Here is a 22,759-nt window from a genome sequence, read left to right as displayed (position 1 = left end):
TCTTTACGCCCGATGCATTACAGATATTATTTATCCTTAAGGATGTCAAATATCCTTAATTGGAGAGAAACCATGACCCTGCGCCTGAACTACGCCCAGAAATCGCCTGAGCTGCTGAAGAAACTTTCGGACCTCAGCATGGCCCTGAAGGACAGCGCCATTGAGCAGAAGATCGAAGATCTCGTGCAAATCCGCGCGTCGCAGATGAACGGCTGCGCCTTCTGCCTAGACATGCATGTCAAGGAAGCCAAAATCCATGGCGAGACCGAACTCAGGCTCTATCACGTTGCCATCTGGCGTGAATCGAACCTTTTCATCCCACGTGAACGCGCGGCCCTCGCCTGGACCGAAGCTGTGACGAAACTGCCGGAAGGCGGCATTCCGGATGAGCTCTACGAGCGTGTACGCGGCCAGTTTTCCGAGAAGGAAATCTCAGACCTGACCTTTTCGATCATGGTCATCAACGCCTGGAACCGCGCCAGCATCGCCTTCAAGACCGTGCCTGGCTCGGCCGACAAGCTCTACGGCCTCGACAAGGCCGGTCTCAACTAGGCTCTTCCCCTGACGGACCATTGAACGACGCACGCCGCAAAGGCGGACGCGAATGAATGCATCTTTTGAAACAGGAGACAGATATGAACCTGAACAACACCCTGGCCCCCGGCGGGTCACGCTCCGAAGAGTTGGTTCCCTCGCGCTATGCGGTGCGGGTGGGCGAGATCGATGTGCTGGTGATCAGCGATGGCGTGCTACCGCTCCCAACCAAGATGTTGGGGCACAATGCCGACCCGACTGAGCGCGCGGCATGGCTGAACGACATGTTCCTGCCGCCGGACGCTTTCGACTGGGCGCTGAACGTGGTCGTGGTGCGTAGCGGCGAGCAGACCATCCTCATCGACGCCGGCCTTGGATTGGACCCGGAGTTGAACTTGCCGCGGGCCGGGCAATTGATCAAGCGACTGGAGGCGGCCGGCATCGATCTTGGATCCGTAACCGACGTAGTACTTACCCACATGCATATGGACCACGTTGGCGGGCTGCTCGTCGACGGGGTGAAGGAGCGGTTGCGTCCAGACCTGCGGATCCATGTGGCCTCAGCCGAGGTCAAATTCTGGGAGACGCCCGATTTCTCTCACGTGTCCATGCCGCCCGGCTTCCCGGACGCGCTTCGAACGGCCGCCAAGCAGTTCACAAAAGTATACGAGAGTCAGCTGGAACTGTTCGATGAAGAGTACGAGGTGGCACCGGGGGTGGTCGTCTCCCGAACCGGCGGCCACACTCCCGGGCACAGCGTGGTCCGCGTGGCATCAGGCAAAGACCGGCTGATGTTCGCTGGCGATGCGGTGTTCGCGGTCGGCTTCGATCACCCCGACTGGTTCAATGGCTTCGAGCACGACCCGGAAGAGGCTGCCCGCGTCCGCGTTCGTCTTTTGCGGGAGCTGGCGGAGACCGGCGAACTTCTGGTGGCCACTCATATGCCGTTCCCCTCGGTTGGCCACGTCGCAGCCGACGGCGACCATTTCCGTTGGGTGCCGGTCTTCTGGGACTACTAACCGCCTGATGGCCAGAGGCGAGCGGGTCACAGCCTTCGGGGCCACGCGCCGGCTCGGCCGGCCCGACACTCGACCAACCATTCAGCAACGAATGAACAACGCGGTGCGCGAAGCAGCCGCAAATGGAGAAATTCATGAAAATTGTCATCATCGGCGGAACCGGCCTTATCGGTTCAAAGACGGCCGAGCGCCTTCGCAGGCAAGGCCATGAAGTCATTGCCGCCGCCCCGAACACCGGCGTCAACACGATCACCGGCGAGGGTCTCGCCGAGGCGCTTACCGGTGCCTCCGTCGTCATCGACCTCGCAAACTCACCCTCCTTCGAGGACAAGGCCGTGCTCGATTTTTTCGAGATATCGGGTCGTAATCTGATGGCGGCGGAAAAGGCGGCCGCCGTGAAACATCATATCGCCCTTTCCATCATCGGCGTCGATCGCCTGCCCGAGAGCGGCTACATGCGCGCCAAGGTCGCCCAGGAAAAGATCATTCGGGGGGCCGGTATTCCCTATACGATCGTCCACTCGACGCAGTTCATGGAATTCCTCGGTGGTATCGCCCAGTCGGGCACGATCGGAAACACCGTGCGTCTATCGCCGGCCTATGTGCAGCCGATCGCCTCTGACGATGTCGCCGACAACGTGGCCGCCGCTGCGACTGCGGCGCCGATCAACGGCGTCATCGAGATCTCCGGTCCGGAACGTGTCCGGCTCAACGAACTCGTTGCCCGTTATCTGAAGGCTATGGGTGATGGGCGCGAAGTCGAGGCGGATACGGAGGCGCGATATTTCGGCGCCCGGCTGGAGGATGGCTCACTCGTTTCCGACAACAATCCGCGCCTCGGCCACATCACTTTCGAGCAGTGGTTCGCAACCTCTGCCCGCAGATGATCGGATATCGGTGCGCCGCCACATGCTCCGCACTGTCCCACCCTCAAGAAAAGGAATTTCGAAATGATCAAGCCAATTCTCGCCCTTGCCATGACTGCTCTCTTGTCCGCAACGGCAGCTGCCAATGATGCCGGCGAAAAAGATGCCAAGGTCACTCTTGTCTACGAGCACGAGTTGCCGAACGTTCCCGGCAAAAGCATGAAAGGTGTTTTGGTCGAATACGGTCCGGGCGGTTTCTCCGACGGCCACACACACCCATCATCCGCCTTCATCTACGCGACAGTCCTCGAAGGAGCGATACGCAGTCAGGTCAACGATGGTCCTGTGAAGGTCTACAAGGCCGGCGAGAGCTTTTCGGAACTGCCGGGCGATCGCCACGGCGTCAGTGAGAATGCAAGTAAGACCGAGCCCGCGAAGCTGCTCGCGGTCTTCGTGGTCGATACTGCCCAGCAGGAACTGACGTTTCCGATCAAGAAATAGATGAACAGGCCGGGCGCCCGATCCGGTGCACGGCCGTTCTTCGACGCGATCAACCGTTATCGGTGATTCCTAACCATGTTTGGCGATGACCACTTCTTGCCGTTCCTGCTGATCAACATCCTGGGGATTGCCGGTATCGTCGTATGGCACGTTCAAGGCAGGAACCGTCCGACGGGACGCCTGATCGCCCAGATCCTGTTCTTCACCGGCATGAGCCTTGAGCTCTACATGGGGGGCATCGCTCCGCATCAGCCCGATGACGTCTACACGCAGGGTTTTGTCGCGCTGCTCTCCAAGTCGGCCAGAATTCTCTGGTGGACCCATCTCGCTTGGACGATCATCGGCTTCCTCCATATCTATGTCCGACTCAACCGTAAGCCGCGGGAAGCCCACCTCATCCTGGATATGGCTGTAGCCGTCGTCTATGTCGGCATGGCGCTGTCGGTCACGGGCTTCGTTTTCGGTATGCCGATCGCCACATTGGTGACGACCTCCGGCATCGTTGCCGTCATCCTGGGTCTGGCTTTACAGAACACACTCGGCGACGTCTTTTCCGGCATCGCACTGACGCTCGGCAAGGCCTATGCCATTGGCGACTGGGTCCAATTGAACGACGGCACCGCGGGTCGTGTCACCGAGACCAACTGGCGCTCAACCAACCTGCTGACCGGCGCCAACAACATCGTCGTGCTGCCAAACAGTATGCTGGCGAGGCAAGGCCTGACCAGCCTCAGCCGCCCCGACGAGACGCATCAGATCGTGTTAACCGTGCGCTTTGCCGCTGGGCAAAGGCCAAGCTTTGTCGAGGAAGCCATGCGGTCCGTGCTGCAAGGCAGCAGCCGTATTGTCAAGGATCCGCCACCGGCCGTCGCCCTGAAGACCATCGACGCGATTGCGATCGAAGTGGAGTTGCAGTTCCGAGTCCCCAGTCTCGCCATAGGAATCTCAGCCAGGAACGAGATCATCGACCTCATCCATGATCAATGCGGAGCAAGCGGTCTTTCGCTGGCTGTGCCTGCCGAAAGCCTCGTGTATGTGCGGGCAACAACCAGCGGCGGGTCTTTCGCTCCGAGTACTGGAGGGCGCTCATCCAGCGCGCTTTAGAACCCACTCGAAAGTATCGTTCCAGATGGCTGGAGGCGTTTCTTGCGACAGTATCTCTCCAAGATCCGCCAGCGTGACGCTGCGCAGTTTCTGGCGCCATGCTTCGTCGGCTTCCCACATGATGCGAGCCACGGCGCAGGGGCTGCTGTCGCAATAGCCCTTCGGGCGGCAGGGGTTGTTAGCGCGGATGTTGGCGCAGACAAAGGTCCGCGCTTTGCCTTCCACCGCCTCCGCGATATCGAGAAAGGTCAATTCCGCCGGCGGTCTTGCGAGGCGATAGCCACCGGATGGGCCGAGGGTCGAATGAACGAGCCCTGCCTGAGACAGGCTCTGCAGTGCCTTGGATAGGTATTCCTTCGGAAGCCCGTGCAATTCTGCCAGCGCCTTGGTCGACAGATAGCGCCCATCGGGCAGGCCAGCGAGAATGGCGCAGCAATGCAGCACCCACTCGACTTGGCTCTTTAAAATCATTGATGCGTTCCGGCGTGGAGAAAATCAGCACATATTATGGATATAAAATATCCCTAAATTTGTCGCATGTAAACATGGGAGGTGGAGCCCTCCGGCTCAGGACATTGATCTGAATGATCTGATCTGACCCCTTCAAACTGGACCAGTTTTGGTTAGAGTTTTCCGCTGCATTTTCCTGGCTGGGAAAGGAACGGAAGACGATGAAGGCATCGCAGTTTTCGGACGCACAGAAGGCGTTCATTCGGAAGCAGGGTGATGAAGGTGGCCGGTTGCTGAGCCCTGCCATCGAGTATCCCACCCTTGTGCGATACCGTTGTGTACTAGGCGGCTCTCGCTAAGACTCTGAAACCCTAGATGTTTTTCAGATTCAATTCATTAGGAGGATAATGGCGCACCCGAAGAGATTCGAACTCCTGACCCCCAGATTCGTAGTCTGGTGCTCTATCCAGCTGAGCTACGGGTGCGCTTGCAGAGGCGGCCGAGCCGCTTGCGTGGGCGGTTCTCTAAAGGGTCTTTTCGGGCAATGCAATAGCAATTCGAAAAAAATCGCGACTTTGATTCCGCAAAGCTCACTTGCGGAAATTGCATCACTTTTCGGCGTGGGACCGGCTGCGGTAATCTTCCAGCGAAACCGGGCGATCCGGAATTTCGATGCGGAACTGCGTGCCGACCGAGGGCTTTTCCACAAGGGCGATGGTGCCGCCATGCGCCAGCACCAGTTCCCGGGCGATAGTGAGGCCAAGACCCGTGCCGCCCGAACGCGCCGAGCCGCGGAAGGCGGCAAAGAGGTTCTGCCGCGCCTTCAGCGGCATACCCGGGCCTGTATCGTCCACCGTAATGCTGACGACGCTGCCGACGCGCTGGGCGGCGACCGTGATGCGCCTGACGATCCCGGCCCTCTCCTCGCCCGGCGAGGTAAGCGCCTGCAGGGCGTTTCGGCAGAGATTGTGAATGATGCGGAACAATTGCTCGCTGTCGGCATCCACTTCCAGATCCGGCCCCATCTGCTCGATGAACTCGACGCCGCTCTGCGGATCGATCGCCAGGATATCCTTCACTTCCTGCACAAGCCCATAAAGGCGGATGCGGCGGCGGCGCGGCGCCGATTCGGTTGCCTTGCCATAAGAGAGGACTTCGGTCGTGTAGCCGACGGCCCGATCGATGGTGCGCAGCAGCTTCGGCGCGAAACTTTTCACCATGGGATCGTCGACATCGACAAGGCGGTCCGACATGAGCTGCGCGGATGCCAGGATGTTGCGCATGTCGTGATTGATCTTCGAGACAGCGAGGCCGAGGGCTGCGAGATTTTTCTGCTGCTTCAGAGTCTTCTGCAGTTCGAGCTGCATCGAGGTCAGGTTGCGCCCCGCAACGGCCAGCTCGTCGCGACCGCCGTCGCCGACGTAGACATGCTGCGGATTTTCGGGATCGGAGGCAAATTGCTGCATGCTGCCCGTCAGCCTGCGGATCGGGCGAATGAGGATGCGGTTGATCGCAAAGAAGATCAGCGTCGCGGTAAAGAACGAAATCAGGATCGACAGAAGCAGCACGTTGCGGGCATAGCCGAACATGGCCTTGCGCAGCGGCCTGTCTTTCATGACGACCTCAACGCCGGTATCGGTCTCGCCGACCGCGCCATAGACGCGGATCATCCGGTTGCCGCCGAAGATCATCGTGTCCAGCGCGTCGCGCATCGCGGTCAATGGCGGGATGTCCGTGAGATCATAGGATTCATCGACCGAGGTCGGCATCCCGCTCATGGCAAGTAGCCGGGAGGTGCCGTCCTTGCGCAGCACGATCGCTTTGGTACCCGTCGCTTCCAGCGTTTCCTTCTGCAACGCGCGCGGCAGTTCCACCGGCTGCAGGCCATCGATGACGATTGCGGCCGCAGCAGCCGTATTCAGCCGATCCTCGAGCCAGCGAATGCGCATGCTTGCAATCGAAGGAAAGAAGATCAGGATTTCCGCCAGCATGATGAAGAAGACGGTGAGCCAGAGCAGCTTGCCCGAAAGGCCGCCGAACTTGCCGGCACGCGGATACGAGCCCCTGGCAGCCTCACCGGCCGCGGTGTTTTCCGTCTGGGAGGTCTCGCCCTGGTCCTGAACCGGCATCTCGTCTTGTCCGTGCGGCGAAAGGCCGCCATCAGCGTGAGCTTTTATATTAGACGAGAATGGTCCGCTTTCAAATCTTTGCGAGCAGCGGCAAGTCGTCACAAACGAAAGCGCCGCCCGCAGGCGGCGCTCCGGTACCGTTTGTGAACACTGTCAGAACTCTTCCCAGCTCTGCTCTGCCGCGGCGGCATTGCCGCCGAAGGCGCGGGCAACGCGGCCGATCGCGCGGCGCGCTGGAGAGGCGACCGGCTGGTGATGCTGTTGGCGGGCAACGACCACCGCCGCCTGTGCGTCGTTCGAGACCTTGAAACGGGAGATGAGGCGCACGAGGCCATCGGCTTCGGCTGACAGTTTGTGGGTCGCAGCCGAGGTTTCTTCGACCATCGCGGCGTTCTGCTGGGTAACCTGGTCCATCTGGTTGACGGCGGTGTTGACTTCCTTGAGGCCAGTCGACTGTTCCTTGGCCGCCGTTGCGATCGAATGAATATGGTCGTTGATGGCGATGACCCGTGTCTCGATCTCGGACAGCGCCTCGCCCGTCGCCTGAACCAGCTTGACGCCGACCTGCACTTCGTCGCCCGACTTGGTGATGAGTGCCTTGATATCCTTGGCGGCAGTCGCCGAGCGCTGGGCCAGTTCACGCACTTCCTGTGCGACGACCGCAAAGCCCTTGCCGGCCTCACCGGCACGTGCCGCCTCGACGCCGGCATTCAGCGCCAGCAGGTTGGTCTGGAAGGCGATCTCGTCGATGACATTGATGATCTGGCTGATCTCGCGGGAGGCCTGCTCGATGCGGCCCATGGCGTCGACTGCATTGCGGACCACGACGCCGGAGCGGCCGGCATTGTCTTTTGCCTCAGAGACCATGACGGTGGCCTCCTGGGCGCGTTCGGTGGAGTTCTGCACGACGGCCGTGATCTCATCGAGAGCCGCGGAGGTTTCCTCAAGTGCTGCAGCCTGCTGTTCAGTGCGCTTGGACAGATCGTCACTGGCGTTGCGCAACTCGTTGGTATTGCCGTTGATTGCTTCAGTCGTCTCGAGCACCTCGCGCATCGTCGTCTGCAGCGTCACAAACGTATTGTTGACGTTTTTCTGCAGCTCGGCAAAGACGCCCTGGAATTGACCGCGCATGGTCTGCGTCAGGTCGCCTTCAGCAAGGCTTGCAATGACCCGGCGGGTTTCGTTGACGCCGGTATCGACGCTCGACAGCAGCGTGTTGATATTGCCGGCGAACTGGTTGAGGCTCTCGTCTTCATAATCCTTGTTGATGCGGTGGCTGAAATCGCCGGCGGCAGCGGCCGCCACGACGACGGACATGCTGGACTGCAGGTCGTCGCTTTTTGCCCGCATCGCCGCCTCCTGGGCGTTCATGCGCTGGATGGCGAGGCCGTTTTCCTTGAAGACGGCAACGGCGGCGGCCATTTCGCCGATTTCATCCTTGCGGCCGGCAAAGGGCACCTCGGCCTGGAAGTTGCCGTCGGCAACTTCCTTGATCGCATCCGTCACCTTCTTGATCGGCCGGCTCAGGTGGCTGGTGCCGATATAGAAACCCATGCCGACGCCGACTGCGATGCCGATGCCGGTGATGCTGAGCACCAGCGTCAGGATCCAGCTGCGGAAATCTTCGATCTGATCGCGCACGGCCGTCAGTTCGGCCTTGTCGGTGTTGACGATCGCGTCGATCTCGGCCTGGAAGGCCTTGCGGTTGGCGCGGTTGGCGTCGTTGTTACCCTGCTCATTGGCCGCCTGCGGGCTGACCTCCGTGCCGAGGCGCGCCGTCTCAGTACGGAAGGTGCGAAATTCCTTGGCGCGGTCGACAAGCTTGGTGAAGGAAGCCTTCTGGCTGTCCGGCACGAGCGGCGCCCAGCCGGCAATGACCTTGTCGATTTCGTCCAGATCGGCCATCAGGCCCTTACCGAAGGCCGGCGTCTGTTCGAGGCTCTTTGCGGCATAGATGCCGCGCGATTCCATGACGACGGCGGTGACGAAACGGTTGAGGCGTTCTCCGGCATAAGCGCGGGCTGCGGCATGCTCGTAAGCCGTCAGGTTTTCGTTGTATTCGCGCATCGCCGAGAGCGCAGTGGCACCGATCAAAAGCGCTACGCCGCCCATGACGGAGACAAGAAGGTTGATTTTGCCGCGGATTTTCAACGAACACTCCTCACTTCACACAATGCCTGGAAAACAAATTCCCAGCCGATGCACTTGAAGATCGGGTAAATTCGTTAATGTTGTATTTCGAATATTAACAATATCAGCTACAAGAAATTACCCATACTTACTGCAGCCCGCAGTATGCTTCGCCTAAAGCCGAGCACCATCAAGGAATAAAAGCTGCGATTGAAAGCCAGCGAAAGCTTTATGTTGAAATATACAACCGAATGGTGATAAGTTGCATTCGTTAACACCTGAGTGCGAAATCTTGCCGTTTGCCTGGCGCATCCGGGGAAACTGCCTGTCATAATTGACTTTGGCAGGCTTCATCCGTATAAGCCGCCGCACGTCCGGTCATTCAAGGTCTTTCGCGACCTCGTCCGTTCGAAAAATAACGCTCCTTGCATCGTGCAAATTCAAGAAGGGCCGCACTCCGCGGTGTTTAAATAAATGAAGCGTACATATCAGCCCTCGAAGCTTGTTCGCAAGCGCCGCCACGGTTTCCGTGCGCGTATGGCCACTAAGGGCGGCCGCAAGGTCATCGTTGCTCGCCGCGCTCGCGGCCGCAAGCGTCTTTCGGCCTAAGGCCGGAAGTGCCCGATAGAAAATGACGGGCGGTTCGAAGACCAAAGAAGACAAAATGATTGCCGGGCGGCTCAAAAGCCGCCCGCAGTTTCTTGCAGTCCGCGAAGGCGAAAAGCGCCGCGGCAGTCTCTTCCTTCTCGAGGTTCTGGACCGTAAGGAAGAGGGCGAAGCCCGCGTCGGCTTCACAGTCACAAAAAAACATGGCAACGCGGTTGAAAGAAACCGCATGCGGCGACGCCTGAAAGAGGCGGTGCGGCTTCATGCAGGGTTTGCAATGCAGCCCGGACACGACTATGTGGTTGTCGCCCGCAGGGACGTGTTGACGGCGTCCTTTCATGAACTGGCCGCGGAACTGAAAGTCCGCGTGGAAACCAGGCCGAAACACCGGCGCTCGAAAGACGAGCGCCCCAGGAACGTATGATGCAAAACAACCGCAATTACTTCATTGCGATCGCTCTCTCGGTGCTGATCGTCCTTGGCTGGCAGTTCCTCTATATGAACCCGCGCATCGAAGCTCAGCGCAAGGCTCAGGAGGCCCAGAAGGCACAGCAGCAGACCGAGCAGACGCAGCAGCCGGCAGCCAACAGCCAGGCCGCCCAGCCGAATGGCGCCGCCCCGACGGGTCAGGCCGCCGCGACTGCGACCCGCGAAGAAGCACTTGCAAAGGCTCCGCGCGTTACCATCGACACCGCAGCCCTTTCCGGCTCCATCAACCTCGTCGGCGCTCGCCTCGATGACCTGAGGCTCAAGGCCTATCACGAGACCGTCGACGACTCGAGCCCGATCATCACGCTCTTCTCGCCGGCCGAAACCAAGGACGGCTATTTCACCGAACTCGGTTACATCGGCGGCGATGCGATTGGCAGCGTTCCCGGCCCATCTACCGTCTGGACCGCGCCCGATGGCGCAAAGCTCACCGAAAAAACACCGGTGACGCTAACTTATACAAATGACAGAGGCATCACCTTCGCTCGCACGATCTCCGTCGACGAACGCTATATGTTCACGGTGACGGACAAGATCCAGAATACCGGCGAGACGCCTATTTCCCTCTCCTCCTATGGCCGCGTAACACGCTACAACAAGCCGACAACGCCATCTGTATATGTTCTTCATGAGGGCTTCATTGGTGTCATCGGCGACGACGGCTTGATCGAGAGCAAGTATACGGAGGTCGAGAAGGAAGCCGTCGCCCCGGCAAAATCTACCGGCGGCTGGTTCGGCATCACCGACAAATACTGGGCGGCCACGATCATCCCGCCGCAGCAGACAGCCTATGACGCCCGCTTCTCGCATTTCACGGACGGTCAGCCACGTTATCAGGCAGACTACAAGGGTGATGCTTTCACGATCGCGCCGGGTCAGTCGATCGAAATCAAGAACCTGGTATTTGCCGGTGCCAAGGAAGTTCCCGTCATCGACGGTTACGAAGCGAGCTACGACATCCCGCGCTTCGACCGCCTGATCGACTGGGGTTGGTTCTATTTCATCACCAAGCCGATGTTCAAGCTGATGGACTTCTTCTTCCGCTACTTCGGCAATTTCGGCGTGGCGATCCTCTGCACGACCATCGTCGTCAAGGCACTGTTCTTCCCGCTCGCCAGCAAGCAGTATGCTTCGATGGCGAACATGAAGCGCGTGCAGCCGAAGATGGAGGAGCTGAAGGCCAAGTTCGGCGACGACCGGATGGGCCTGCAGCAGGCGATGATGCAGCTTTACAAGGAAGAGAAGATCAACCCGATTGCCGGCTGCTGGCCGGTGGCGCTGCAGATCCCGATCTTTTTCTCGCTCTATAAGGTGATCTACATCACTATCGAGATGCGCCACGCGCCGTTCTTCGGCTGGATCAAGGACCTTTCGGCACCCGATCCGACGACGATCGTCAACCTCTTCGGCCTGCTGCCCTTCGAAGCGCCGGCCTTGCTGCATCTCGGCGTCTGGCCGCTGATCATGGGTGTCACCATGTTCGTGCAGATGCGTATGAATCCGACCCCGCCGGATCCGACGCAGGCGATGATCTTCAACTGGATGCCGCTGGTCTTCACCTTCATGCTGGCAAGCTTCCCGGCAGGCCTCGTGATTTACTGGGCCTGGAATAACACGCTCTCGGTACTGCAGCAGTCGGTGATCATGAAACGTCACGGAGTGAAGATCGAGCTCTTCGACAATCTGAAGGGCCTGTTCAAGCGAAAACCGGCGCCATCGAAATAGTCGAAAAGCCCTGCTTCGGCGGGGCTTTTTGTTTCGAGCCGCCGAAGCACTCAACTACAGCGCCGCGCGTCTTTTCAGACGCGCAAAGGACGCTGTAGCACTTTAAATTGCTGCATAATTTCATCCTTAAATCGATTCCGATTTAAGGAATTATGCAGTAGGCGAACCTTGACAATAGGTCTTAAAAACATGAAGCCGGTTTCATTACCGAACCCGGAGATTGCAGAATTCATATGACTGAAATCGCAAAGCCGCTCTTCGGCCACCCCTGGATCTTCATCCGCGGCGTGCCTTCCATGAAATTCCTACCGCCGGAAGGGCCGCTGGAAGTCGCTTTCGCCGGCCGGTCGAATGTCGGCAAATCGTCGCTGATCAACGCGCTGGTCGGTCAGAAAGGTCTGGCGCGCACCTCCAATACGCCGGGCCGTACGCAGGAGCTCAACTACTTCGTTCCGGACGGCTATTCCGGCGAGGGCAGCGACCTGCCGCCGATGGCGCTGGTCGACATGCCGGGCTATGGCTATGCACAGGCGCCGAAGGAGCAGGTGGATAACTGGACAAGACTCGTCTTCGACTATTTGCGCGGCCGTTCGACGCTGAAGCGCGTCTATGTGCTGATCGACAGCCGCCACGGCATCAAGAAGAACGACGATGACGTCCTGACGTTGCTCGACAAGGCGGCCGTCTCCTACCAGATCGTGTTGACCAAGACGGACAAGATCAAAGCGCCTGCCGTGCCAAAGCTGCTTGCCGAAACATCGGAGAGGATCCGCAAGCGTCCCGCCGCCTATCCGGCTGTGCTTTCCACTTCCTCGGAAAAGAACGAAGGATTGGACGAGCTGCGGCAGGCGATCGCCGAAACGGTCGGCATAGCCAACTGGAAATAAAAGAGGCGCCCCGAAAGACGCCCCTGCCTCTGCCGATACTTGAATTTACATCTTCGGCAGCAGCACCTCGTCGACGACGTGGATGACGCCGTTCGACTGTTTGACGTCGGCGATGGTGACGTGGGCGACACCGCCATTTTCATCCGTCAGCGTGATCTTGCCCATGCTTTCCTTTGCCTTGAGCACGCAACCGCCGACGGTCTTGATGTCGTGCTCGCCGCCATCGTCCTTGATCATCTTGGCGACGGTCTTCGACATGGCATCGGCGGCAACGACGTGGCAGGTCAGGATCTTGACGAGCTTGTTTTTGTTTTCAGGTTTCAGCAGCGTATCGACGGTGCCCGTCGGCAAGGCTGCGAAAGCTTCGTTGGTCGGTGCGAAGACGGTGAAGGGACCTTTGCCCTCCAGCGTGCCGACGAGCCCGGCAGCCTTCACGGCTGCCACGAGGGTCGTGTGATCCTTGGAATTGACGGCGTTCTCGACGATATTCTTGGTCGCATACATCGCGGCACCGCCGACCATCGGGTCCTTTGCCTCAGCGGCAAATGCAATTGCGGAAAAGGCGGCGGCGAGAGCGGTTGCGCGCAAGGCGGACTTGAACATGATTTTCTCCTCTGCACCCGGTAGCAGCAGCAGGCTTTATGCCCTGCGCCGCCCGGATATCAGCAACTACGAAAGGTGCTGCAGAAGAGTTTCAGGAAAATGATCTTGTTTTCACGGCCTGTGGATCGAACCGCTGGCGATGACGGGGCCTGACGGCTGATGTGTGGGCGAGCCGCCGAATGGCTCCAGGCTGACGGCCAGCGTCGCGCCATCGGAAATCTGGCCGCGCATATCCGTCGGGATCAGCAATTCGCCGTTCATACCCCGTTGGAAAACGCCGAGGGAACGGGGCGTCCCACTACCCGGCACGAGCCAGAGTTCGAGAGATTTCTCCTCCGGCTTGCCGGCCGCAACCGGCACGATCTTCAGCCGGCCACTCTGGATATCGTAGGAGGCTGTCAGATTGACCTGGTTGTTCTGTCCCGAGAGCTCGGCCACCAGCGGCGGCGATGCCGGAGGCTGGGGCACGAGGCCCGAGGCAAAGGCGATGACGCCCAAGGTGACTGCAAGCGAGGCAAAAGTCAGCGAGCGCCAGAAACCGGCCGAATTCCAGAGGCCGTGCGAAAAGCGCGGCGTGCTTTCTGCATCGGCAAATAGGCGTGCCTCGATCTGCTTGAAGGTTTCATGGCTTGGCGCGGCCGTGCCGTATTCATCATTGAAACTGGAGAGATTGACCTCCCAGCGGCTGACGATGGCAGCAAACTGCCGGTCGCGGCGCATGCGCTCCTCAACGATCCTGCGATCCTGAAGGGAGAGGACACCCAGCACATATTCGCCGGCGAGAACCTCATCCCGGGAGCGGTCTCCCTTGCTTTTGTCGGGCGATGTCATCGTTCCATGCACTCTCTCAGTTTCAGCAGGCTGCGTCTTAGCCATGTCCGCACCGTGTTCAGCGGGACACCAAACTGATCGGCCAGTTCCTGATAGCTCAGCCCTTCGACATAAGCCCGTTTCACGGCGACCGCACGATCAGCTTCCAACTCTTCCATGCAGGTGTCAATCCGCCTTCCTTCATCCTTAATCACGACTTGTGCTTCCGGATCGAGACCGGCATCGGCGAGATCAGGCACATTGTCGATTTCGTCGGCTACCGGCCTGCGCGCCCTCAACGCGTCGATCGACTGATTGCGTGCAATCGCCGCAATCCACGCGGCTGATGTGGAGGAGCCCGCCGTAAAGGCACCGGCACGCTGCCATATCTTGATGTAGACCTCCTGCAACACCTCTTCGGCCTCGTTCCTGTTCCCAAGGATACGAAGGCAGATCGCCAGAAGTTTCGGGCTGGTCTGATGGTAGAGCGCCGCAAAGGCCTTGCGGTCACCCAGCGCTACGCGGCCGATTAAATCTGCAAAATCCCCAGTCATGTCGCCCTCGAATGAACGATTTCCGGTTCGATAGTTTCAATATGAGCTGGCAGGCTTCCAGGTCGGCCTTAGATACGAAAAACTATTGCGTGCCGGATTATTCCATCTGTCAAAAACTTGAGATAAAAGGCCGCGATCAATTCCGCGGGGTCCCCCATGAACGAGTCCGAAAGCGAAATCCAGGCACGTCTTCTCGCACAGGCGCTGCCCTTCATGCAGCGCTACGAAAACAAGACGATCGTCGTGAAGTACGGCGGCCATGCCATGGGTAATCCCGAACTCGGCAAGGCCTTCGCCAGCGATATCGCACTTTTGAAGCAGTCCGGCGTCAACCCGATCGTCGTGCATGGCGGCGGCCCGCAGATCGGCGCGATGCTGACGAAGATGGGTATCGAATCCAAATTCGAAGGCGGATTGCGCGTTACCGACCAGAAGACGGTCGAGATCGTCGAAATGGTTCTCGCCGGCTCGATCAACAAGGAAATCGTCGCGCTGATCAACCAGACCGGCGAATGGGCGATCGGCCTTTGCGGCAAGGACGGCAACATGGTCTTTGCCGAAAAGGCCCGCAAGACCGTCAAGGACCCCGATTCCAACATCGAGCGCGTGCTCGATCTCGGCTTTGTCGGCGAAGTCGTCGAGGTCGACCGTACGCTGCTCGACCTTCTCGCTCGCTCCGAGATGATTCCGGTTATCGCTCCGGTTGCTCCGGGCCGCGATGGCGCGACCTACAACATCAACGCCGACACTTTCGCTGGCGCGATCGCCGGTGCGCTGAACGCCACCCGCCTCTTGTTCCTGACGGATGTGCCCGGCGTGCTCGACAAGCAGGGCAAGCTCATCAAGGAGCTTTCCGTCGCCGAAGCGCATGCGCTGATCGCCGACGGCACGATTTCCGGCGGCATGATCCCGAAGGTCGAGACCTGCATCGACGCCATCCGGGCGGGCGTGCAGGGCGTCGTCATCCTGAACGGTAAGACGGCCCATTCCGTGCTGCTCGAAATCTTCACCGAGCACGGCGTTGGCACGTTGATCGTTCCCTGATCTATCCAGCGGCAGTGTAGATCGCTGCTGCCGCTTCCTTCAGCTTCGCCATCATGGTCCGGTACGGCCCCGGACCATAACTGATACGCGAAACGCCAAGTCTTGCGAGATCAGCCGGATCAGGCGCGCCTGCCTTCATCATGATATTGACCGGCAGCGTGGAAGCCGCGCAGACCGCCTCAATCAAAGCCGGCTCGATGAGGCCGGGCACGAAGAAGCCGCTGGCTCCCGCAGCCGCATAGACCTTGCCGCGCTCGATCGCTGCGTCGACCAGACCTGCATGTCTGGACCCATCGCCCTCCTGAAGGAAGAGATCGGTGCGGGCATTGATGAAGAAGTCGATGCCCCTTCCCTCAGCCATTTCCCTGATGGTACGGATGCGGGCCGCCTGCGCTTCAACAGGGTGAAGGCCGGTCCCGCCTACCTTTTGATCTTCAAAATTGATACCGACGGCACCGGCGTCGATCAGCTTTGCGACATTGGCCGCGGCACCGGCAGGCTCTGTCGAATAGCCGCCTTCGAAATCGACCGAGAGCGGCAGATCGTTGACGGCCGTGATCGAGCGGGCGGTCTCGATCAGCACCTCCATCGGCAGCTTCTGGCCATCGCCAAAACCATTGGCGGCAGCCACAGACCAGCTTCCGGTCGCAAGCGCCTTCGCACCGGCCTCCGTCACGGCCTTGGCCGTTCCGGCATCCCAGATGTTGTACAGAATGACAGGGTTACCCTTGCGATGCAGCGTGCCGAAAAGCTCGGCCTTCTCAGTCTGGTTCATGCTGTCCTCTCCATCTTATGTACACCGATCTTCTCCTCGTGCCGCAGCAGCCATTGCTTGCGCCAGAGCCCCCCGCCGTAACCCGTCAGCGATCCGTCTGCACCGAGGATCCGATGGCAGGGAACGATAATGGCGAGCTGGTTCGAGCCATTGGCGCGGCCGACGGCGCGCACGACTTCGGGGCGTTCCATCTCCCTTGCCAGATCGCCGTAAGAGCGCGTGTGGCCAATCGGAATGTCAACGAGCTTCGCCCAGACATGTTTTTCGAAAGGCGTGCCGCCAAGCGCCAGCGGCGTCTTGAAGGTGGTCAGCCGCCCTTCGAAATAGTCTCTGATTTCCGCTTCGATCTGGTCGATTGCCGGCGTGCGGCCAATCGCGACCGAGGAACGAACACGCTTCTGCAGGGCTTCGAGTTCGGTCGGCAATGCCTTGCGGTCGTGAAATTCGAGAAGATGCAGATGGGTCTTGTCAGCGACGGCGACCATCGGTCCGAGCGGCGTGTCGAACCAGTCGGCAAACAGCAGTTCCCGGTTCTGCGAGAGCGCCGGCGCCTTGCCGACAAGGCGCTGGAAGGCCGCCCGAAAACCGCTCGGAGATTCATATCCCGCGTCGATCTGCGCATCGATGACACGTGCACCATCGGCCAGTTGCCGGGCCGCCTCGCCGAGCCGGCGATAGCGGACAATATCGTGGAAAGTCATGCCGAGCGCCCGTTTGAAGGCGCGACGCACGGTCGAGGGATCGTGGCCCCGGCGCACAAGCTCATCCTCGGTCCAGCGTACCTCCGGCTCGTTGTCGAGCTGTGCCAGCAGTTCATCAACAATCGGTTCGCGGCCGGGCTTTTCCAGCGGCCTGCAGCGTAGGCACGGGCGGAAGCCTGAATGCATGCAGGCGGCGATCGTATCGAAGAAGATGGTGTTTTCCCGTTTCGGCTTGCGCGCCGGGCAGGTCAGACGACAGAAGATGCCTGTCGTTTTCACACAGACATAGACCTGGCCCTCGTAATCGGCGCTGCGGGCGATCAGGGCATCATAAAGCGTATCGTCATCGGGGCGTTCGAAAAGCATATGCGCTTTCTACCATCCCGCGCCCGCCCCGTCCGCCGAAAATCGGGCGTCTATTTTCTCTTCGTGATTTTCTTGGCGCCGCGGCCGTGCCATAAGGGCGGTTATGACAAAGATCGACCGTACGCCCAGCAGACACGATTTCGAGCATGTGACCGAATGGGTCTTCGACCTCGACAACACGCTCTATCCGCATCACGTCAATCTCTTCGCCCAAATCGACAAGAACATGACGGCCTATGTGTCGGCTCTCCTGCAGATGGAACAGGAAGAGGCCCGCAAGCTGCAGAAACAGTACTATTATGATCACGGTACGACGCTGCAGGGCCTGATGATCCACCACGGCGTCGATCCCAACGACTTTCTCGAAAAGGCGCATGCGATCGACTATTCGGCACTGACCCCGCAGCCGGAGCTCGCCGAAGCCATCAAATCCTTGCCGGGGCGCAAGTTCATCTTCACCAATGGCAGCGTCCAGCATGCGCAGGCGACAGCTGGTGCGCTCGGCATCCTCGACCATTTCGACGACATCTTCGATATCGTGGCGGCCGACTACCTGCCGAAGCCGGCGCAGGCGACCTATGACAAGTTCACGGCGCTGAAGAAGGTCGAGACCGGCAAGGCAGCCATGTTCGAAGATCTGCCGCGCAATCTGACGGTGCCGAAGGCGCTCGGCATGCAGACCGTTCTGCTCGTGCCGCGCAATCTGGAAGAGACCGTTGTCGAATGGTGGGAGAGGACCAGCGGCGAGGACGATCACATCGATTTCGTCACCGACGATCTCGCTGATTTCCTTAAGAAGATCACCACCTAACTTACCAAAATTTCATCTATCTTACAGATGTTTAATTGGGCCGCGGCGCGGTTCGGTCCTACCTTTCGTATCGAGGGACATCCTACGAAAAAGGACGCACTGATATGTACCGCAACAAGCTTATCCTGACGGCGCTTTCTTCTGTTCTTCTGCTCGGCGGTGCCGCCGGGGCCAGCTTCGCAGCGCCGGGCGACCAGTCTAATCGTCCGCCTCACCATGGGAAGATGGAGCATGGCATGATGGGCGGACCGCGCGGCGCCGCCTTCCGCGAAATCGCCTTTGTACGCATGCTGAAGCAGTTCGACGCCAATAAGGACGGAAAGGTTTCGAAGCAGGAGGCAACCGACGGTATGGAGAAGATCTTTGCCGCCATCGACACCAACCATGACGGGTCTCTCACTCCGGGTGAAATCCGCGAATACCGTGAGGCACAGTTCAAGGCCCGCCGTGAAGCCGCCTCGGCCAAGCGAGACGACGCGGATGACAATGCCGCGCCTGACATGGCTGAAAACAATGATCATCGCCGTTCCGACCGCGACGGTCGTCACGGGATGCGCGCCCACATCATGGGCGCCTCACTGATGATGCATCGCATCGACACCGATCAGAACGGCCAGATCAGCAAGCAGGAGGCTGAAACCGCCTTCAACAAGTTCTTCGATCGCATGGACCGCAACAAGGACGGCGTGATCTCGATCGACGACATGCCGGACCGGCCTTTCCTTTAAAGGCCGACCGGTCTTTCCCTGGATATCGCGAGGGGTTTGCCTCTCGCCCAGAGCCCCACCCTCTTCCCGCTTGCGGGGAGAGGGTTTTCGTTGCCGCACTGAAGTTGCCTTATTCGGGATGCTCGTAAAAGTCCTGCACGATCTTCCAGGCCTCATCGGCGGTATCGACGAAGCTGATCAGGTTCACGTCCTCAGGCGCGATCGTCCCGAATTCGGCAAGCGCCTCGAAGTTGATGATGCTCTGCCAGAATTTCGAGCCGAAGAGCAGCAGCGGGATGCGCTCCATGCGGCCGGTCTGGATCAGCGTCAGGCATTCGAAGAATTCGTCCAGCGTGCCGAAGCCGCCGGGGAAGACCGCGACGGCCTTGGCGCGCAGCATGAAATGCATCTTGCGGATCGCGAAATAGTGGAAATTGAAGCTGAGCTCGGGCGTCACATAGGCATTCGGCGCCTGCTCATGCGGCAGCACGATATTGAGGCCGATAGAGGGCGCGCCTTCATCAGCCGCACCGCGGTTACCAGCTTCCATGACGCCGGGGCCGCCGCCGGTGACGACGACATATTCGCGGAAATCGGAGCCGGCCGAGTAACGTGAGCACAGACGGGCGAATTTGCGGGCCTCATCGTAGTAAACCGATGCAGCTTCGAGATTTGCACGCTGGGTCTCGTTGCGGGCTGCCCAGGCGCTCTGGCCGGGGGCCGGAATGCGGGCTCCGCCGAACATGACGACGGTTGACGTGATGCCGCGCTCGGCCATCATCATCTCGACTTTCAGGAGTTCGAGCTGCAGGCGGATCGGGCGCAGCTCCTCGCGGCAGAGGAAATCCTCGTCCACATAGGCAAGGCGGTAAGCCGGTGAGAGCGTCTGCGGCGTCTTCGGAACCGCTTCCGCGCGCTGCCTGTCGCTCGAACTGCTCTTCAACGGATCCCAGACGCCGTCCCTGCGCCGTCCGCCGCCGTTTCTTGCCTTTGCCATATCGAAATGCCTTTCAGTATTACCGGTCACAAGTGATCGGATATGTCGCTATAACGCCTTGAATCCAGATATGATCTTGTCCGAAAAATCATTCCATTTTACGGGCGCATGCTGTAGATCGGGTGACAACCCGCCAACCGCAATTCCGGAGACTCCATCGTCTCCACGATAAAGATCGAAGTTTAAGGAATTCTCATGAGCGCCACCGACCTCGCATCCCTCGAAAAGACCATCGAAACCGCCTTCGACAATCGCGACAATGTGAACACGTCGACGAAGGGTGAAGTGCGCGATGCAGTCGAGGCGGCTCTCAATCTGCTCGATGAAGGCAAGGCACGCGTGGCCGAACGCGGTGCCGATGGTGCCTGGAAAGTCAATCAGTGGCTGAAGAAGGCCGTGCTGCTCTCCTTCCGCCTCAACGACATGGAGGTCGTCAAGGGCGGTCCCGGCCAGTCGACCTGGTGGGACAAGGTTCCCTCGAAGTTCGAAGGCTGGGGCGAGAACCAGTTCCGCGCCGCCGGCTTCCGCGCCGTGCCGAACGCCGTCGTGCGTCGCTCGGCCTATATCGCCCCGAACGCGATCCTGATGCCCTCCTTCGTCAACCTTGGCGCCTATGTCGGCGAAGGCACGATGGTCGATACCTGGGCGACCGTCGGCTCGTGCGCGCAGATCGGCAAGCATGTGCATCTTTCCGGCGGCGTCGGCATCGGCGGCGTTCTGGAGCCGATGCAGGCCGGCCCGACGATTATCGAGGACAATTGCTTCATCGGCGCCCGGTCGGAAGTCGTCGAGGGCTGCATCGTGCGTGAAGGTTCCGTGCTCGGCATGGGCGTCTTCATCGGCAAGTCGACCAAGATCGTCGACCGCGCCACCGGCGAAATCACCTATGGCGAAGTGCCGCCCTATTCCGTTGTCGTCGCCGGCTCACTACCGTCAGACAAGACGATGGCAAACGGTCAGCAGGCGCCGAACCTCTATTGCGCTGTGATCGTCAAGCGCGTCGACGAGCAGACCCGTTCCAAGACGGGCATCAACGAACTGCTCAGGGATTGATGACAGCCCGGAATTGATCCGGTAAACAGTCGGCGTCTTTTTGGGCAAGGTGGTCTGCGCCTTGCCACGCCTTTGCCATTCCCACCGGATAATTCGACCGCCATGACCGCCACGAATCCCGTTGCCAATCTTCAGACGTTGATCCGCTGCCCGTCCGTGACGCCGGCAGAAGGCGGAGCACTTTCGGCGCTGGAAGCGATGCTTTCGCCGCTCGGTTTCAAGATCGACCGAATGGTTGCGCAAGAGGCCGGCACGCCTGACGTCGAAAACCTCTATGCCCGCCTCGGCACCGAGGGACCGCATCTGATGTTTGCAGGGCATACCGATGTCGTGCCTGTCGGCGACGAAGGCGCCTGGACGCATCCGCCATTTGCCGCCGAGATCGCCGGTGGCGAGCTTTTCGGCCGTGGCGCGGTCGATATGAAAGGCGGCATTGCCTGCTTTGCAGCAGCCGTTGCCCGGCATGTCGAGAAGCATGGCGCACCGAAGGGCTCGATCTCTTTCCTGATCACAGGCGACGAGGAAGGCCCGTCGATCAACGGTACGATCAAGGTTCTGCAATGGGCCGCCGAACGCGGCGAGGCATGGGATGCCTGTGTCGTCGGTGAGCCGACCAATCCGAACAAGCTCGGCGACATGATCAAGATCGGCCGGCGCGGCTCGCTCTCCGGGAAGATCGTCGTGCATGGCGTGCAGGGCCATGCCGCCTATCCGCACCTTGCCGACAATCCGGTGCGCGGCATGCTGCAACTCACCCAAGCACTCATGGATCCGCCCTTCGACGCCGGCACGGACAATTTCCAGCCGTCCAATCTCGAAGTGACGACCATCGATGTCGGCAATCCGGCGACCAACGTCATTCCGGCCAAGGCTTCCGCGAGCTTCAATATCCGCTTCAACGACACCTGGACGGCAGATACGCTGCGGGCGGAGATCATCAGGCGCCTCGATGCGGCAGCCGCAGACGGTGTATTGCGGCCGGGTCGCGAGCCGGTGAAATACGAGATCATCTGGGCCGATCGACCGAGCCACGTCTTCCTGACGCGCAACAATGCGCTGATCGCCTCATTGTCCTCGGCTGTGGAAAGCGTCACAGGTGCATCGCCGGCGCTGTCGACGACGGGCGGCACGTCCGATGCGCGCTTCATCAAGGATTATTGCCCGGTCGTGGAATTCGGCCTCGTCGGCCAGACCATGCATATGGTCGACGAGCGGGTCGCCGTTGCGGATCTGGAGACGCTGACGGCAATCTACGAGACCTTCATCGAACTTTGGTTTGAGAATGCCGGGGTTTGAGAATGCCGGGCTTTAGAGAGGTTCAATATTATCTCGCCGGCATCTGGCTGCTGATCAAGCTCGATCCGCGCGGTTTCCGCTTCCTCGACATATCGGATCGCGGCGTCAACCGTTCCTTCTGGGCGATCATCTGGTGCCTGCCGCCAACGGGCATTTCATGGCTCTGGTGGCGCAATGCCTATCTCCGCTCCATGCCGCCGGAAACCGATGTCGGATTTCCCTTCTACTTCCGGCTTGGGCTCGTAGAACTTGCGAACTGGTTCGTGCCGCTGGTCTTTGCCGGCCTGCTGCTGCTTGCCGTGCGTATGGGCGAGCGTTTCGCGCCTGTCGTCGTCGGCGTCAACTGGCTCAACGTGCCGCTCGCCTATATCAACGGGCTGCTGCTGGCGTTCGTGTTCTTCCTGCCGGACTCGGTTGGCATCGTGTCGCTGCTGCTGCTCGTCTTCATGCTGGCGCAGGTCTTCGTGCTGGCGCGTATCCTCAGAATGATCTGCCATGGCCATGCCCTGATGGTCGGAGCGCTCACGCTGGTGCTGCTGGTGCCATCGATGATGCTGTCGGAATATCTGCAGAACTTCCTCGGCATCTATCCGGCTTGATCA

24 protein-coding genes and 1 tRNA gene are annotated in these 22,759 nt (G+C 59.8%); 15 read left to right on the top strand and 10 right to left on the bottom strand.

Annotated elements, in window-relative coordinates; translation table 11 throughout:
* Window positions 1–72 precede the first annotated feature (72 nt).
* From FHT87_RS10455 to FHT87_RS10435, 5 genes are all read left to right on the top strand, one after another.
* A complete protein-coding gene (locus FHT87_RS10455) occupies window positions 73–552 on the top strand; it encodes a carboxymuconolactone decarboxylase family protein (protein ID WP_183728060.1) in 480 nt (159 codons plus the stop codon).
* Window positions 553–608: 56 nt separating this feature from the next.
* Window positions 609–1,553: an MBL fold metallo-hydrolase gene (locus tag FHT87_RS10450; protein ID WP_183801591.1), complete on the top strand. Its 945-nt coding sequence runs from the start codon at window positions 609–611 to the stop codon at window positions 1,551–1,553.
* 134 nt (window positions 1,554–1,687) lie between these two features.
* A complete protein-coding gene (locus FHT87_RS10445; RefSeq protein ID WP_183801588.1) occupies window positions 1,688–2,440 on the top strand; it encodes an SDR family oxidoreductase in 753 nt (250 codons plus the stop codon).
* A gap of 63 nt (window positions 2,441–2,503) precedes the next feature.
* On the top strand, window positions 2,504–2,920 hold the full coding sequence (locus tag FHT87_RS10440; protein WP_183801585.1) for a cupin domain-containing protein: 417 nt from the start codon (window positions 2,504–2,506) through the stop codon (window positions 2,918–2,920).
* Window positions 2,921–2,995: 75 nt separating this feature from the next.
* Window positions 2,996–4,024 carry a mechanosensitive ion channel family protein gene (locus tag FHT87_RS10435; protein ID WP_183801582.1) on the top strand — a complete coding sequence of 343 codons (1,029 nt, stop codon included), beginning with the start codon at window positions 2,996–2,998 and terminating at the stop codon, window positions 4,022–4,024.
* On the opposite strand, the gene FHT87_RS10430 is transcribed toward FHT87_RS10435, so the two are convergent.
* The 4 genes from FHT87_RS10430 to FHT87_RS10415 all read right to left on the bottom strand — a co-directional run bounded on the left by FHT87_RS10430 (window position 4,007) and on the right by FHT87_RS10415 (window position 8,754).
* Window positions 4,007–4,495, bottom strand: a complete 489-nt coding sequence (locus FHT87_RS10430; protein WP_183728051.1) for an Rrf2 family transcriptional regulator — start codon at window positions 4,493–4,495, stop codon at window positions 4,007–4,009. The two genes, FHT87_RS10435 and FHT87_RS10430, sit on opposite strands and share 18 nt — an antisense overlap.
* A 387-nt stretch (window positions 4,496–4,882) precedes the next feature.
* Window positions 4,883–4,959, bottom strand: a tRNA-Arg gene (locus FHT87_RS10425).
* Between the two features lie 123 nt (window positions 4,960–5,082).
* Window positions 5,083–6,603: a HAMP domain-containing sensor histidine kinase gene (locus FHT87_RS10420; protein ID WP_183801579.1), complete on the bottom strand. Its 1,521-nt coding sequence runs from the start codon at window positions 6,601–6,603 to the stop codon at window positions 5,083–5,085.
* Between the two features lie 153 nt (window positions 6,604–6,756).
* Window positions 6,757–8,754 carry a methyl-accepting chemotaxis protein gene (locus FHT87_RS10415; protein ID WP_183801576.1) on the bottom strand — a complete coding sequence of 666 codons (1,998 nt, stop codon included), beginning with the start codon at window positions 8,752–8,754 and terminating at the stop codon, window positions 6,757–6,759.
* A 453-nt stretch (window positions 8,755–9,207) separates the two neighbouring features.
* Here FHT87_RS10415 and rpmH point away from each other — a divergent pair, with 453 nt between their 5' ends.
* The 4 genes from rpmH to yihA all read left to right on the top strand — a co-directional run bounded on the left by rpmH (window position 9,208) and on the right by yihA (window position 12,440).
* Entirely contained in the window at window positions 9,208–9,342 is a 135-nt protein-coding gene (rpmH, locus tag FHT87_RS10410) for a 50S ribosomal protein L34 (RefSeq protein ID WP_016552555.1), read from the top strand.
* A gap of 22 nt (window positions 9,343–9,364) precedes the next feature.
* On the top strand, window positions 9,365–9,763 hold the full coding sequence (gene rnpA / locus FHT87_RS10405; RefSeq protein WP_183728044.1) for a ribonuclease P protein component: 399 nt from the start codon (window positions 9,365–9,367) through the stop codon (window positions 9,761–9,763).
* A complete protein-coding gene (gene yidC, locus FHT87_RS10400) occupies window positions 9,763–11,553 on the top strand; it encodes a membrane protein insertase YidC (protein WP_183802659.1) in 1,791 nt (596 codons plus the stop codon). The genes rnpA and yidC overlap by 1 nt, the downstream gene beginning before the upstream one ends.
* A 233-nt stretch (window positions 11,554–11,786) precedes the next feature.
* Window positions 11,787–12,440, top strand: coding sequence for a ribosome biogenesis GTP-binding protein YihA/YsxC (gene yihA / locus FHT87_RS10395; protein WP_183728041.1), 654 nt, complete (start codon window positions 11,787–11,789; stop codon window positions 12,438–12,440).
* Between the two features lie 45 nt (window positions 12,441–12,485).
* Here yihA and FHT87_RS10390 read toward each other — a convergent pair whose 3' ends face one another.
* The 3 genes from FHT87_RS10390 to FHT87_RS10380 form a co-directional block, all read right to left on the bottom strand.
* On the bottom strand, window positions 12,486–13,043 hold the full coding sequence (locus FHT87_RS10390; protein ID WP_183801573.1) for a fasciclin domain-containing protein: 558 nt from the start codon (window positions 13,041–13,043) through the stop codon (window positions 12,486–12,488).
* A 111-nt stretch (window positions 13,044–13,154) separates the two neighbouring features.
* Entirely contained in the window at window positions 13,155–13,874 is a 720-nt protein-coding gene (locus tag FHT87_RS10385; protein WP_183728036.1) for an anti-sigma factor, read from the bottom strand.
* The gene (locus tag FHT87_RS10380) at window positions 13,871–14,407 is read right to left on the bottom strand and encodes a sigma-70 family RNA polymerase sigma factor (RefSeq protein WP_183728033.1); all 537 of its coding nucleotides are present in this window, start codon (window positions 14,405–14,407) and stop codon (window positions 13,871–13,873) included. Before FHT87_RS10380 ends, FHT87_RS10385 begins: the two co-directional genes overlap by 4 nt.
* 156 nt (window positions 14,408–14,563) lie before the next feature.
* Between FHT87_RS10380 and argB the strand changes: the two genes are divergently transcribed.
* On the top strand, window positions 14,564–15,451 hold the full coding sequence (gene argB / locus FHT87_RS10375; protein WP_183728030.1) for an acetylglutamate kinase: 888 nt from the start codon (window positions 14,564–14,566) through the stop codon (window positions 15,449–15,451).
* A 1-nt stretch (window position 15,452) separates the two neighbouring features.
* Here the strand turns inward: argB and FHT87_RS10370 are convergent, their stop codons facing one another.
* Entirely contained in the window at window positions 15,453–16,226 is a 774-nt protein-coding gene (locus FHT87_RS10370; RefSeq protein ID WP_183801571.1) for an isocitrate lyase/phosphoenolpyruvate mutase family protein, read from the bottom strand.
* Window positions 16,223–17,293, bottom strand: a complete 1,071-nt coding sequence (locus FHT87_RS10365) for a trifunctional transcriptional activator/DNA repair protein Ada/methylated-DNA--[protein]-cysteine S-methyltransferase (RefSeq protein WP_183801568.1) — start codon at window positions 17,291–17,293, stop codon at window positions 16,223–16,225. Before FHT87_RS10365 ends, FHT87_RS10370 begins: the two co-directional genes overlap by 4 nt.
* Before the next feature lie 103 nt (window positions 17,294–17,396).
* Between FHT87_RS10365 and FHT87_RS10360 the strand changes: the two genes are divergently transcribed.
* Together FHT87_RS10360 and FHT87_RS10355 are read left to right on the top strand one after the other, a co-directional pair.
* Window positions 17,397–18,104: a pyrimidine 5'-nucleotidase gene (locus FHT87_RS10360; RefSeq protein ID WP_183728021.1), complete on the top strand. Its 708-nt coding sequence runs from the start codon at window positions 17,397–17,399 to the stop codon at window positions 18,102–18,104.
* Between the two features lie 104 nt (window positions 18,105–18,208).
* Window positions 18,209–18,832: an EF-hand domain-containing protein gene (locus FHT87_RS10355; protein WP_183728018.1), complete on the top strand. Its 624-nt coding sequence runs from the start codon at window positions 18,209–18,211 to the stop codon at window positions 18,830–18,832.
* 109 nt (window positions 18,833–18,941) lie between these two features.
* Here FHT87_RS10355 and FHT87_RS10350 read toward each other — a convergent pair whose 3' ends face one another.
* Window positions 18,942–19,808: an LOG family protein gene (locus FHT87_RS10350; protein WP_183728015.1), complete on the bottom strand. Its 867-nt coding sequence runs from the start codon at window positions 19,806–19,808 to the stop codon at window positions 18,942–18,944.
* Between the two features lie 195 nt (window positions 19,809–20,003).
* Between FHT87_RS10350 and dapD the strand changes: the two genes are divergently transcribed.
* From dapD to FHT87_RS10335, 3 genes are all read left to right on the top strand, one after another.
* A complete protein-coding gene (dapD, locus tag FHT87_RS10345; protein ID WP_183728012.1) occupies window positions 20,004–20,861 on the top strand; it encodes a 2,3,4,5-tetrahydropyridine-2,6-dicarboxylate N-succinyltransferase in 858 nt (285 codons plus the stop codon).
* A 102-nt stretch (window positions 20,862–20,963) separates the two neighbouring features.
* Complete coding sequence (dapE, locus tag FHT87_RS10340) at window positions 20,964–22,157, top strand: succinyl-diaminopimelate desuccinylase (protein WP_183801564.1); 1,194 nt, start codon at window positions 20,964–20,966, stop codon at window positions 22,155–22,157.
* 2 nt (window positions 22,158–22,159) lie between these two features.
* Window positions 22,160–22,756 carry a hypothetical protein gene (locus FHT87_RS10335; protein ID WP_183801561.1) on the top strand — a complete coding sequence of 199 codons (597 nt, stop codon included), beginning with the start codon at window positions 22,160–22,162 and terminating at the stop codon, window positions 22,754–22,756.
* Window positions 22,757–22,759: the final 3 nt, after the last annotated feature.

The organism is Rhizobium sp. BK316 (assembly GCF_014193695.1).
Lineage (GTDB): Bacteria > Pseudomonadota > Alphaproteobacteria > Rhizobiales > Rhizobiaceae > Rhizobium.
The sequence above is the reverse complement of the archived record's forward strand: the minus strand, read 5'-3'. Positions and strand labels throughout refer to the sequence as shown.